Below are 12790 nucleotides of genomic sequence, written 5' to 3'. Positions count from 1 at the left end.
TGATCCCCTGCAAGGCGCAACCGGCAGATTTCGATCAGGAAGCCTGTTTTCGGGGTGCCTACCATGGCGGCTCATTCCATTGCCCTGGAGCTTGGACGGTGACAGTCCCGACGGCCACCACGCTACAGCCTTGCGTTCTGCGGATACTCAATGGTCCGTTGCAAGGCTGCGAATTCCCGCTTGGCGAAGGCCCGACCCTGTTCGTGGTCGGGCCTGTGGATTGGCTCGGGAACGGCGCGCCAGGGGCCAGCGTTCCCGAGGAAGCCATCTTCGTTCCTCTGGAGGCGGGCGGCTGTAATTTCGAGGTGCTGGCCGACCAGGCCACGGCGGACGGCTTGCCGGTGCGGCTGCTCGGCGATTCAGTCGCGGTACGCCACTGCGGGTTTCAGACCCGGGTGCAGATCGGTGCCTTGCACATTGCCTTGCGTCCCGAGGATCAAGCTTGGCGTGCCGAGTGTCTCGACCCATCCCCCTTGTCGCCAACCGCTGCCACTGCGTTCATCGATGGCCGTGGTCACTGGCTGCGCTGGGCCGGCTGTGGGCTGGCATTGATGGCGTCGGTCGTAGTGGTCGGTCTCTGGACCGTGCCGTGGACCGTGCCTGAAACCGATGTCCGTGCGTTGATTGGCGGCGCCAGTGCGCAGGTCCAGGTGCTGCCGGGGCGTGATCGTTCGGTCTACGTGTTCGTGGCTTCCGAGCGTGATGCCGGTTGGAGCCGACAGGTGCTGGCGCGCCACGGCACCCTGGACGGCAGGGTGTTGGTGACGGATCAGGAGCGCCGCCGACTGGAGCAGGTGTTGATCGACCACGATCCGCAATTGGCCTGGCATTTCCTCGATCTCAGGGATCCAGCGTTGCCGCGCCTGCTACTCAGTGGGCAACGCAACCTGCTGACGCCCGACCGGCAGGCAAGCCTGATTGATACGTTGCGCGCGGCGGCGCCTTATGCCCGCGGCGTCCTGCTGCAAGAACAGGATGACCAACTGCTGGTCGGTCTTGCACAGGCCGGTTTGCAGCGTCTTGCACTGGCCTTCAATCGGGTCGAGCACGAGGACGGCGTCACATTCGCCGTCGAGGGCAACCTGCAGGATTCCGAACTGGCCGCCGCTCGCCAGTATGTCGACAGTTTTTACCGGCAATGGGGTGATCGCTACGTGCATTTCACTGTCGCGCTCAAGGACGACTCGCTCAAAGGCAAGTCGTTTCAAACCGGCCCCCAGGGCTACGTCAAGACGGGGTCCTCGTCCTGGCATTTTCTAAATCAGACAGAGTAGGTGACGCATGGCTGGTATCGGACTCCCCATCACATTTCCCGATGATTTTCTCGGCGACCAAGCGAAGGCATTTGAAGACGGCGCGCAGAAGCTCAAGGAGGCCTTGGACACTGCGCTGGAAAAGCTCAAGAACGATGCTTCGGACCCGGGGCTACTGGCGGCCTACCAGACGGCGTTTTCGTCGTACACGGTTTTTCGCAACGCCCAGACCAACACGATCAAGGGTTTCAAGGATATCGACATGGCGATCATCCAGGCGGCTCGTTGACGCGGGTTACTTTCGACCGGCCATCGCCCGAGACGATGGCCCTTTTCATGAGTGCATCGTATGTCTACCAATTTTTCTCCTGCCCTTGTCCACGGTGCGAGCCTCGTTGAACTGGACGGTCCGCAGGAAGGCCCAGTCGTTTCCCTTGAAGCGCGGTTGATCGGGGCGTTTGCCGCTTCGGCCGTGGACAGCGGGCGCGAGGTCGCGGCCATTAACCAGTTGCTGCAGCGTCCGGACATCGGCAACCCCGAGGTATTGGCCCAACTGCAGGAGCTGACAGGGCAATACAACGTGGATATTAATTTGCTCAACGTGCTGGTGCGCAAGGCGGTCGGCACCGCAGAAACCCTGTTGCGTGCGTCATGAGGCCGGTTGTCTTGCTGCTGTTGTCGTGCCTGCTGCTGTCGGGCTGTCGCCAGCCGACTCTGCTGGAAGGGCTGGACCAGCACCAGGCCAATGAAGTGCTGTCGGTCCTGCAACGCAACAACATCACGGCGGTGAAAATCGACACCGGCAAAGCCGGCTACGCGGTGAAGATCGACCCGTTGGATTTTTCCGCCGCCGTCGACCTGCTCAATCTCTATTCGCTGCCTTCCCGGCCACGCCTGCAGGTGGCCGAAATGTTCCCCAGCGACGCCTTGGTGGCTTCGCCCCGTGCGGAAAAAGCCCGGTTGTACTCGGCGTTGGAGCAGCGTATCGAACAGTCGCTGGCGATACTCGAAGGCGTGGTTTCAGCCCGGGTCCATGTCAGTTACGACCTGGATGCAGGCGAGGGTGGGCGCAAGTCGCCGCCTGTTCATCTCGCGGCGCTGGTGGTGCATGAGCGGGATGTCGAACCGCAGTTGCTCATTACCGACATCAAGCGCTTCCTCAAGAACAGCTTTGCCGCCGTGCAATACGAGAACGTTTCGGTGGTGCTGTCCAGGCGCTCCGAGACCCAGCATGTGGCGCCGACCGCGATCGTCTCCCGGGGTGCGTCGAATTGGCCGTGGCTGCTGGCCGCGACGGGGGGATTGCTGTTGGTTGGCGGCGGTGCCAGGGCTTATCGACAGGCCAGGGCAGGGCGGCGTGATGTCGGACATTGACCGCTTGCAAGGGATTCTCGCCGAGCCCCTGGGGTATCTGCACCCTCGGCACCTGGTGCTGCCGTCGGGATTCGACGGGCCCCAGGCGCGCAGCGTGCTCAACCGGATCGTGCTCGAGGGGCTGCAACTGCAAGGGCCGTGGCCGTCGATTAGGTTAAGTGGCGTGGCGAAACAATGGGTTCGTCATTGGTGGCAGTTGCCCTACATCGCCTGGCTGCTGGGCGCCTATCGCTTGCGGCACGGTTTGGCTCGGGGCGCGGCGTTGGCGTGCCTGCCAATGCCGGTCCGGCGATTCGCCAGTTACAGCCTGGGCCTTCGAGGCGACCTCGCACTCCAGTGTCCCGCCGTTTCAATGGAGCAGGTCGAAGCGGCCGGCCTAAATGCCCTGTGGAGCTGGCACGAACAGGTCCCCGCGCCGTTGCTCGAACGCCTGGCCCTGCAATTCTCCGCGCCTGTCGTGCAATTGCAGCGGCACTGGCCGCTCACGCAACCCGACCCAACCCTTTTCTTTCTGGCGGTACAGCATGCTCGATTCCATCCGCTCCCTGGCTGACCTGCCTGTGGGCGAAGACGTGCGCCTGGCTCGCGAAGACATCGTCGCCGCCCGTCGTCGCCATGCCTTGCAACTCGAAGCCCGGCGTCGGGCGCGTGAGTGCATCGAGCAGGCTCAGCGCGATGCGCAAGCGCTGCATGCCGAGGCATTCCAACGGGGGTATGCCGAAGGCATTCTGCGCGCCACCGGGCATCTGGCCGAAGGCTTGCGGAACGGACAATCGCTGGGCCTGCAATTGCGCAACGCGCTGGCTCAGGCTGCCCGGGACCTGCTCGCCCAAGCCCTGGAGCAACCCCAGTGGCTGGATGAAATGCTCCAGCGCTGGCTTACCGCGCAACCGGGCGAGACGGGCGCGGTACTGCACCTGCTGTTGCCGCAGCATTGCCGGGAACGCGGCGATGAATGGCGCGAACGCCTGCGCCCGTTGTGGACCGGCGACCTGCTCGTGCACTACCACCCGCACAACCGCTACGTGCTGCGGCTTGGCGATCAACTGCTGGAGTTCGACGTTGAAGCCACCCGGCAACGCCTGGAGCCCCGCTTGATGGCGCGCATTGCGCAGTTGCCGGAGACGGTTCGCGTCCTGGATCAAGGGGCGACCCAGGCGCTTGAAGCGTTGTGCTCAAGCTTCACCGGGCAGGCAGCCGAGGCGATGCACGACCATGAAGATTGAATCGTCGATCGCTCCAATCGCCTTTGAGCGCGGCGCGGATGCTGCGGTGCAGAGCCTGGAGTCGCGCCTGTTGGCGGCCCATCAGGGGACGCGCCAGGGCAAACGCCCGGACCCTGAGTTCGAGCATCTGTATCAGGTGCTGCTGGCGATGGAAGGGCAGGGTGAGAAGGCCATCCATGAATTCCTCCGCGCCCTGCGGGGAGCGGACGGAGAAACGGCGGCCTATCCCACCGCGCAAGCGCTGATGGCGGTCACGCTGCAGGTGCTGGTTCGGTTGAAGGACCAGGGGTTGGAAAAGTCGCAGCTTTACCGGGAGGTCAGCGGTGCCAATGGCCTGGCGTTTGCGGTGGATCTGTTTGTTAAAGGGTTTATGCGGGATGTGTTTCAGCCTATGGGGGATGAGGCTTGGGAGATGAGTGAGTGGTGAAAAATTATTGATGGTTTACATGAAAATAAGGAGAAACAACCATGCGAATTGGACAAGAGGCGAGAACTTCTACGAGCGCAGCCCAGAGCGACTTCGTTTCATCTTCAAATGCTTCGGCAGGGGCGTTAGCGACGCTTGACGCTGGAGCGCTGGACACTTCGAGTTTTGAACTGAACCAATTGGGATCGCCTAAGCATATCGCAGTGGGTTTTGAACAGTTAGATCGTGCAGTAGACACTGAACTGGGGAGCCTCTCCATTCATCTGGGGCAGAAAGATCTGGATATAGACTTCCAAATTAACGACTTCGTTAACGAGGGCACGTTGCCCCCCAAGTCTGAAAGAAGCGAGATTTTTGACTTCATCGATGAAGGAACCGCAAGCACCGGAAACCTTAAAGATCGCTTGAAGGTAGTGCTTGAGGCTGGCATGGAACTGCTCGAGGCCGCCAAAGGGCCAGGGCTCAATCTGCTGAATGTCGCTGGGCACACGGGCTTGATCATTGCGCTGGCCACCTGTTTGCGCCAGTACGTTGGCTATCACGTCGAACACGCTCTGCGCGAAGGTGATACACCTGAGGCCACGCGGGCATGGGCGACCGTTGCGCTGGCGATGACAGGACCAGCGTTGACGCTGATGGGGGCTATCCGCAGGGAGGTTGCGGGGGAGGCGACCTGGAAGTCTCGGCTGGGGAGTTTATGCATGGCGATTGCGGTGATGGGAAGCACAGTTGGAGCCGTTCTCACGGGAGCGGCGTCAAAGCTTTTCCCAACATTGACCGGTGGAGTCGTCTACATCATGGCTCGGGCGGTGGCTCAATCCTTCTTTCCTTTGAAAGACAACGCAGGTCCGGCGAACGCAGCGTCAACCGCGGTGACAGCAGCGGCTTATGGCGCAGGTCAATTTGCTTTGGCGGAACTGGGAAAGGCCATGCCATTGAGTGGGCCTGCCAGGGCAGCCGGGGAGCTTGGTCACGATTTCGGGGCGGACGCTATTCAAGCCGGGCTGAACGCGCTCGGAATGGTAGCCGATGTGGCTACCTTGATTGTCTGCAAAAGTTGGCATGTGCTTTCGCCCCAACGAGGACTGGATTCGGTCTTTCCTGATCCTGAGTCTTTACAACAAGTGGCCTTGGAGGTGCGCGCTGGTGTTCAGTGGCCCACCAGAACGCAATTGGCCGATGCATTCGTGAATGTTGCGGGGGTACGTCTATCGTTTGGGCATACTCTCACCCTGTTCCTAGGTGCGATAGCGGCCATATTGAGTGAATCCCAGTTCGGAGACGATACCCAGGGCCGTATGCTCAATGGCTGTTTCGCCATAATGATGACGGTTCTTTATTTTCCACTCATCTTTGCCAACCTGAAACAAACCGGCAATACCTATACTCTGCAGGAAACGACCACGTCTTGATTCAACCCGGGAGCAGCCGCCATCGGCTGCTCGCTCCCATCCCTTCACCCCGGCTATAATCCGCGCCTCATTTCGTCGATCGAGTCAAACCCGCCCATGTACACCCTGGCCCGTCAGCTGTTGTTCAAACTTTCCCCGGAAACCTCCCACGATCTGTCCCTGGACCTGATCGGCGCGGGCGGACGTTTGGGCCTCAACGGTTTGCTGTGCAAGGCGCCGGCGAAGTTGCCGGTGACGGTCATGGGCCTGGCGTTTCCCAACCCGGTCGGGTTGGCGGCGGGCCTGGACAAGAATGGCGCGGCCATCGACGGCTTCGCCCAGTTGGGTTTCGGTTTCGTCGAAATCGGCACCGTTACCCCACGACCACAGCCGGGCAACCCCAAGCCACGGATCTTCCGCCTGCCGCAAGCCGAGGCGATCATCAATCGCATGGGTTTCAATAACCTGGGTGTAGACAACCTGCTGGCTCGCGTCGCAGCGGCCAAGTACCAGGGTGTGCTGGGCATCAACATCGGCAAGAACTTCGACACGCCAGTGGAGCGGGCCGTCGACGACTACCTGATCTGCCTGGACAAGGTCTATGCCCACGCCAGCTACGTGACCGTCAACGTCAGCTCCCCCAACACCCCGGGGCTGCGCAGCCTGCAATTCGGTGATTCCCTCAAGCAATTGCTGGCCGACCTGGCCCGGCGCCGCGCGGAACTGGCATTGACCCACGGCCGGCATGTGCCACTGGCGATCAAGATCGCCCCGGACATGACCGACGAGGAGACCACCCAGGTGGCCCAGGCCCTGATCGAAACGGGCATGGACGCGGTGATCGCCACCAACACGACCCTGGGGCGCGAAGGTGTCGAAGGGCTGGAACACGGTGACGAGGCGGGTGGTTTGTCTGGCGCGCCGGTGCGTGACAAGAGCACCCACACCGTGAAGGTGCTGGCCGCTGAATTGGCGGGGCGCTTGCCGATCATCGCGGCGGGCGGGATTACCGAAGGCAAGCATGCCGCCGAGAAGATCACCGCCGGGGCGAGCCTGGTGCAGATCTATTCGGGCTTTATCTATAAAGGGCCGGCGCTGATCCGTGAGTCGGTGGATGCCATTGCGGCGTTGGGTTGACTTAAGGCTGGGTGGAACCCTGTGGCGAGGGAGCTTGCTCCCGCTGGACTCTGTAGGAGCTGGCGCAGCCTGCGATCTTTTGATCCTGATCGTTCGCTCTCGACTCAATTGTCTGGAGCAAGATCGCAGCCTCGTTGCACTCGTCAGCTCCTACAGGGCACAGCCCAGCGGGAGCAAGCTCCCTCGCCACAAAGGTGTTCGCAGCTCAGGCAATGACATAAACCCCAAGCATTAAAAAGGGCTCCTCGAAGGAGCCCCCTGGGCCGTAGCCCGCCGTCCGGATGGGACGTGCGTGGTTAAATCGATATGGGTGTCAAATTGTCGAGTTCTTGAGTATTAAGCCCTGTGTCAGCCGACGGCGTGAAGTTCGTTGAGTCTGTGGATACCCGCAGTGCCGGTCATACCGTCCCAGTTGTCGCCGCGTCCTTCTCGCCAGCCATTGATCCAGGCTTGACGTACCGACGGTAGAGTAAAGGGGCAAAGCTCACGGGATTTACCACCAACGCCATATTGGTAACCACGTAAAAATGCTCTTTCCAACGGATCACGCTTAAGTCTTCTCATAGGGTGTTTCCCTCACTTGTTGACTGTTACTTAGCGTCGACCTCTATCGAGGCCGGGGCAGAATCATTCTGCCGTTGGTGGCTCGTTGCCGGCGTGACGAGCCGAGGTTGTTGACGCCGTTGCGACGTCAACCTGTGTTGAGTTCTAACCAAAGCGTCACAGGGATGGAATGATCGTTTTGTCATAAGCACGTAACAATAAAGATGTTAGGGCGATAAGTAACTTCATGTTCGTTGACCGCTTTTGAGCAAGACCCCTGTATGATCGGCCCTGCGCCAAAGGGGACTGGTTTCCCTTGAATGAGAATGTCCTCCCGTTGCACTCGGGTACTATTCGACGAAAGGGGCGAGTTTTCACAATTTGTTGCACAGAATTTTTTACCTGCCTTCGCATCAAAGCTCTTTTAACCTGAGCGGCGAGGGCGGCACGGCACACATTCGTGCCACGCGGGTGCTCTTGAGAAAAGCACCTGACTGAACCCGGCCCGGCAATGCGTTGCCCGGCCCACTTAGCCAAAGGCTCTGGAAATCCCATGTCCGATCGTTTCGAACTCTTCCTCACCTGCCCCAAGGGCCTCGAAGGCCTGCTGATCGAGGAAGCCGTCGGGCTTGGCCTTGAAGAGGCGCGCGAGCACACCTCGGCCGTGCGCGGCATGGCCGATATGGAAACGGCCTATCGCCTGTGCCTGTGGTCGCGCCTGGCCAACCGCGTGCTGCTGGTGCTCAAGCGCTTCCCGATGAAGGACGCCGAAGACCTGTACCACGGTGTGCTGGATGTCGACTGGCAAGACCATATGCTGGCCGATGGTACCCTGGCGGTGGAGTTCAGCGGCCATGGCTCGGGCATCGACAACACTCACTTCGGCGCCTTGAAGGTCAAGGACGCCATCGTCGACAAGCTGCGCACCCCGACGGGCGAGCGGCCGTCCATCGACAAGCTCAACCCGGACCTGCGCATCCACCTGCGCCTGGACCGCGGTGAAGCGATCCTCTCCCTCGACCTTTCCGGCCACAGCCTGCACCAGCGCGGTTATCGCCTGCAGCAAGGCGCAGCGCCGCTGAAGGAAAACCTCGCCGCCGCGATCCTGATCCGCGCCGGCTGGCCGCGCATTGCCGCTGAGGGCGGCGCGCTGGCCGACCCGATGTGCGGTGTCGGCACGTTCCTGGTGGAAGCAGGCATGATCGCCGCCGACATGGCGCCGAACCTGCGTCGCCAGCAGTGGGGCTTCACCGCCTGGCTGGGCCATGTGCCGGCGTTGTGGAAGAAACTCCACGAAGAGGCCACCGCCCGCGCCGCCGCCGGGCTGGCCAAGCCGCCGCTGTGGATTCGCGGCTACGAAGCCGACCCACGGCTGATCCAGCCGGGCCGCAACAACGTCGAGCGTGCGGGCCTGAGCGAGTGGATCAAGATCTACCAGGGCGAAGTCGCCACCTTCGAGCCGCGTCCGGACCAGAACCAGAAAGGCCTGGTGATCTGCAACCCGCCGTACGGCGAGCGTCTGGGCGACGAAGCCAGCCTGCTTTACCTCTACCAGAACCTCGGCGAGCGTCTGCGCCAGGCCTGCCTGAACTGGGAGGCGGCGGTGTTCACCGGCGCGCCAGACCTGGGCAAGCGCATGGGCATTCGCAGCCACAAGCAGTATTCGTTCTGGAACGGCGCCTTGCCGTGCAAGCTGCTGTTGATCAAGGTCCTGCCGGATCAGTTCGTCACCGGCGAGCGTCGCACCCCGGAGCAACGCCAGGCCGAGCGCGAACAGGCCGCCTACGATCAGGCCCCTGAAGTACCGCAAGAGCGCCAGTACAACAAGAACGGCAACCCGATCAAACCGGCTCCGGCACCGGCCCCGGTGGTCGAGCAGGCGCGGTTGAGCGAAGGCGGGCAGATGTTCGCCAATCGCCTGCAAAAGAACCTCAAGTTGCTGAGTAAATGGGCCAAGCGTGAAGGTGTGGACTGCTACCGGGTCTACGATGCCGACATGCCGGAGTATTCCATGGCCATCGACCTGTACCACGACTGGGTTCACGTCCAGGAGTACGTCGCGCCCAAGTCCATCGACCCGGAAAAGGCCTCGGCCCGCTTGTTCGACGCCCTGGCGGCCATTCCCCAGGCACTGAACGTCGACAAGAACCGTGTGGTGATCAAGCGCCGCGAGCGTCAGAGCGGCACCAAGCAGTACGAGCGCCAGAGCGCCCAGGGCAAGTTCACCGAGGTCAACGAAGGCGGCGTGAAGCTGCTGGTCAACCTCACCGACTACCTGGACACCGGGCTGTTTCTGGATCATCGGCCGATGCGCCTGCGGATCCAGAAAGAGGCGGCCGGCAAGCGCTTCCTCAACCTGTTCTGCTACACCGCGACCGCCAGCGTCCACGCTGCCAAGGGTGGCGCTCGGAGCACCACCAGTGTCGACCTGTCGAAAACCTACCTGGACTGGGCGCGGCGCAACCTGTCGCTCAATGGTTTTTCCGACAAGAACCGCCTGGAACAGGGCGACGTGATGGCCTGGCTGGAAGCCAGTCGTGACGAGTACGACCTGATCTTCATCGACCCGCCGACCTTCTCCAACTCCAAGCGCATGGAAGGCGTGTTCGATGTGCAGCGCGACCACGTCCAGTTGCTGGACCTGGCCATGGCACGCCTGGCCCCGGGCGGTGTGCTGTATTTCTCCAACAACTTCCGCAAGTTCCAGCTCGAGGGCAATCTCGGTGAGCGCTACGCGGTGGAGGATATCACCGCCAAGACCATTGATCCGGATTTTGCCCGCAACGGCAAGATCCACCGTGCCTGGAAGATCATGGCCCGTTGATCGAAGGCTGATTGGATCCATGAAGCCTTGTAATTCAAGGCTTCCAGCCGCATTTTGGGGCTGGTCAAAGTAATGGCTAATAGCTATAACTTAGGCAGTGTCCAGGGCTGTGCCTATGCCTGGCTCCATTCTGAGTTGTGTTTATGGCATTGCATCAGGTGCGCCCCAGGATCCTGGGCTTTATCAGCGAAGATGTGTCGGCCTGGCTGGTGGCTTTGCTGGTGCTGCTGGCCGGCATTTTCCTGACCGGCTTGCTGAGCTGGGCGATGACGAACCTGTTCAATCAGCAACTGCGCCAGCGCTTCGAGTTGCAAGCCGAGGAGCGCTTCAGCCGCATCGAAGAACGCTTCCAGGACGAGGAACAACGTCTCGATGGTTTGCGGCGGTTCTTTGCCAATTCGGTAGAGGTTTCCAACGCGGAGTTTCACGGCTACGTCGAACCGCTGTTGCGGCGCACCCTGGCCTTCGCCTGGGCGCCCCGGGTCTCTCGGGACCTGCGACAATCCTTCGAACAAGAGACGCGAGGCCAGGGAGACGACACCTTTGCCATCCGCGAGGCCGACGAGAGCGGCGGCCTGCGGCGTGCCGCCGAGCGGGACGAGTACGTGCCGGTGCTGTACCTCCAGAGCCTGCCGCTCTCGATGTCCCCCCTGGGGTTCGATCTGCTTTCCCATCCATTGCGTCGGGCCGCGCTCGAGCGAGCGCGTTTGCTTGGCACCGTGGTGGTCTCGCAGCCGTTGGACCTGATGGGGGTCGGACCGGACTTCGCCCGTGGCGTGCTGCTGGTGGCGCCGGTCACCCGAGCGTCGGCCAAGGAACCGTTCGGTTACGTGGTGGCGGGTATCGACATGCGCCAGCTGGTGGGCGATGGCTTGCCGACCGCAGGTCATGACAACCTTTCGATGCGTGTTCTGGACCCGTCCACGGACGACCCGGGGGATGTGCTGTTCGATTCCCTCGACGCGCCGGGTGACGGTGGTTTGTCGTCGATCCGCCTGTTACGCCTGGCCGATCGCGACTACCGGGTGGAGTTGCGGCCCAGCCGGGTGTTCCTGTCGACCAATCGTTCTTCGGTCACCGGCACGGTGGTACTCGGCGGCTTGCTCAGCCTGCTGCTCAGTGCCTTGCTCTATGTGCTGGTCAGCCAGCGGCAGCGGGCCTTGAAGCTGGTCGAGCAACGTACCCGTGAACTGCGCGCCCGGGAGCAGGAGCTGCGCGGTACTCATGGCCAATTGCGCGGCGTGCTGGATGCCGCGACCCAGGTCGCGATCATCGCCACTGACCTGCGCGGAGTCATCACCACCTTCAACGTCGGCGCCGAACAGATGCTCGGCTACCCGAGTTGCGAGGTGCTGCAAAGCATGACCCTGGAGAGCCTGCATGTGCCGCGAGAACTCCAGGCCCGGGCCGCCCAGCTCGGCGCACGTTTTGGCAAACCGATTCCCACCTGCCATGCGATGCTGCTCGAGGGCGGTGAGCAGGGTGGGCAGCAGGCGCGGGAATGGACCCTGGTACGCCGCGATGGCAGCCACCTGACCGTGAACATGCTCGCCACCCCCATGCTCGATGAGCAGGGGCTGTGGGTCGGGCACCTGGCAATCTGCATCGACGTCACCGAACGCAAGCGCGTCCACGAAGCGCTGGCGGCCCGTGACCTGTTGTTGAAAAAGCTCAGTGCTCATGTGCCTGGGGGGATCTACCAGTTCAAGATGGACTTCAATGGTCGCTTCAGCGTGATCTATGCCAGCGACGGCATCCGCGACATCTATGAGTTGGAGCCCGATGTCCTGGTGCAGAACGCCGAGGCGATTTTTTCGCGTATCCACCCTTTGGACAGTGCGCGCGTCCGGGCTTCGATCGGTGCTTCGGCCCACACCTTGAGCCCGTGGCGTGAAGAGTACCGGGTGCAATTGCCTTTGCGCGGCCTGCGTTGGGTGCGTGGCGAGGCCACGCCCGAGGAGTTGCCTGGCGGGGGCGTGTTGTGGCACGGCTATATCTCGGATATTTCCGACCTCAAGCGCGTGGAAGAAGAACTGCGAGCGTTGTCCGTGACCGACGCCCTGACCGGCATTCGCAATCGCCGCTATTTCCAGGAGCGCCTGACCTCGGAAATGGCCCGGGTCGAGCGCGGTTCCGGTGGGCTGGCGGTCATCATGCTCGACATCGATCACTTCAAGCGCATCAATGACCAACACGGCCATGCGGTGGGCGACCGGGTATTGCAGGCGGTCTGCCAGCGCATCGCCCAACGGTTGCGCCGCACCGATGTGTTCTGCCGGTTGGGTGGGGAAGAGTTCGTGGTGCTGTGCCCGGACACTGACAGCGACAGCGCCTATTCCCTGGCCCTGGAACTGTGGGAAGGCTTGCGGGCTGCGCCCATCGAGGAGGTGGGGGTGGTCACCGCCAGTTTCGGCATCGCCACCTGGCGCGCCGGGGAGGGTGCCGATGCGTTGCTGCTCAGGGCCGACTCGGGTGTGTACGCGGCCAAGCAGGCCGGGCGGGATCGGGTCGAGACGCAGCTGGGTTAGCTATTTTGGCTGGGCCCATGGGGTCAAAGTGGGCGCAGAATTTGTGTACGACGCAAATCCCCTGTGGGAGCGAGCTTGCTCGCGATA

At 62.0% G+C, this 12790-nt stretch carries 12 protein-coding genes; 11 read left to right on the top strand and 1 reads right to left on the bottom strand.

What is annotated here, in order from left to right; genetic code table 11:
- Positions 1 to 98: 98 nt before the first annotated feature.
- The 9 genes from BLQ55_RS05280 (at position 99) to BLQ55_RS05240 (ending at position 6808) form a co-directional block, all read left to right on the top strand.
- Positions 99 to 1274 carry a PrgH/EprH family type III secretion apparatus protein gene (locus BLQ55_RS05280; RefSeq protein ID WP_092252773.1) on the top strand — a complete coding sequence of 392 codons (1176 nt, stop codon included), beginning with the start codon at positions 99 to 101 and terminating at the stop codon, positions 1272 to 1274.
- Between the two features lie 7 nt (positions 1275 to 1281).
- A complete protein-coding gene (gene sctF / locus BLQ55_RS05275) occupies positions 1282 to 1542 on the top strand; it encodes a type III secretion system needle filament subunit SctF (RefSeq protein WP_092252771.1) in 261 nt (86 codons plus the stop codon).
- Between the two features lie 60 nt (positions 1543 to 1602).
- Positions 1603 to 1908: a type III secretion system inner rod subunit SctI gene (sctI, locus tag BLQ55_RS05270; protein WP_092166692.1), complete on the top strand. Its 306-nt coding sequence runs from the start codon at positions 1603 to 1605 to the stop codon at positions 1906 to 1908.
- Entirely contained in the window at positions 1905 to 2627 is a 723-nt protein-coding gene (locus BLQ55_RS05265; RefSeq protein ID WP_092252769.1) for an EscJ/YscJ/HrcJ family type III secretion inner membrane ring protein, read from the top strand. The genes sctI and BLQ55_RS05265 overlap by 4 nt, the downstream gene beginning before the upstream one ends.
- Positions 2614 to 3180 carry a secretion system protein gene (locus BLQ55_RS05260; RefSeq protein WP_092252767.1) on the top strand — a complete coding sequence of 189 codons (567 nt, stop codon included), beginning with the start codon at positions 2614 to 2616 and terminating at the stop codon, positions 3178 to 3180. The genes BLQ55_RS05265 and BLQ55_RS05260 overlap by 14 nt, the downstream gene beginning before the upstream one ends.
- On the top strand, positions 3152 to 3853 hold the full coding sequence (locus BLQ55_RS05255) for an oxygen-regulated invasion protein OrgB (RefSeq protein WP_092252765.1): 702 nt from the start codon (positions 3152 to 3154) through the stop codon (positions 3851 to 3853). The genes BLQ55_RS05260 and BLQ55_RS05255 overlap by 29 nt, the downstream gene beginning before the upstream one ends.
- Complete coding sequence (locus BLQ55_RS05250; RefSeq protein WP_092252763.1) at positions 3843 to 4280, top strand: hypothetical protein; 438 nt, start codon at positions 3843 to 3845, stop codon at positions 4278 to 4280. The genes BLQ55_RS05255 and BLQ55_RS05250 overlap by 11 nt, the downstream gene beginning before the upstream one ends.
- A 41-nt stretch (positions 4281 to 4321) precedes the next feature.
- Entirely contained in the window at positions 4322 to 5692 is a 1371-nt protein-coding gene (locus tag BLQ55_RS05245; protein ID WP_256326536.1) for a hypothetical protein, read from the top strand.
- A gap of 96 nt (positions 5693 to 5788) precedes the next feature.
- On the top strand, positions 5789 to 6808 hold the full coding sequence (locus tag BLQ55_RS05240; protein WP_060738457.1) for a quinone-dependent dihydroorotate dehydrogenase: 1020 nt from the start codon (positions 5789 to 5791) through the stop codon (positions 6806 to 6808).
- A 348-nt stretch (positions 6809 to 7156) separates the two neighbouring features.
- Here BLQ55_RS05240 and rmf read toward each other — a convergent pair whose 3' ends face one another.
- Positions 7157 to 7372 (bottom strand): ribosome modulation factor, encoded by a 216-nt coding sequence (gene rmf / locus BLQ55_RS05235; RefSeq protein WP_003223300.1) that lies wholly within the window; start codon positions 7370 to 7372, stop codon positions 7157 to 7159.
- A 532-nt stretch (positions 7373 to 7904) separates the two neighbouring features.
- Here rmf and rlmKL point away from each other — a divergent pair.
- Positions 7905 to 10175, top strand: a complete 2271-nt coding sequence (rlmKL, locus tag BLQ55_RS05230) for a bifunctional 23S rRNA (guanine(2069)-N(7))-methyltransferase RlmK/23S rRNA (guanine(2445)-N(2))-methyltransferase RlmL (protein WP_092252761.1) — start codon at positions 7905 to 7907, stop codon at positions 10173 to 10175.
- Between the two features lie 143 nt (positions 10176 to 10318).
- Positions 10319 to 12703: a sensor domain-containing diguanylate cyclase gene (locus BLQ55_RS05225; RefSeq protein ID WP_092252759.1), complete on the top strand. Its 2385-nt coding sequence runs from the start codon at positions 10319 to 10321 to the stop codon at positions 12701 to 12703.
- Positions 12704 to 12790: the final 87 nt, after the last annotated feature.

The sequence above is a fragment of the Pseudomonas sp. NFACC13-1 genome, assembly GCF_900104425.1.
GTDB classification, from domain to species: Bacteria; Pseudomonadota; Gammaproteobacteria; order Pseudomonadales; family Pseudomonadaceae; genus Aquipseudomonas; species Aquipseudomonas fluorescens_AA.
This window is presented reverse-complemented; position numbering and strand designations above follow the sequence as displayed.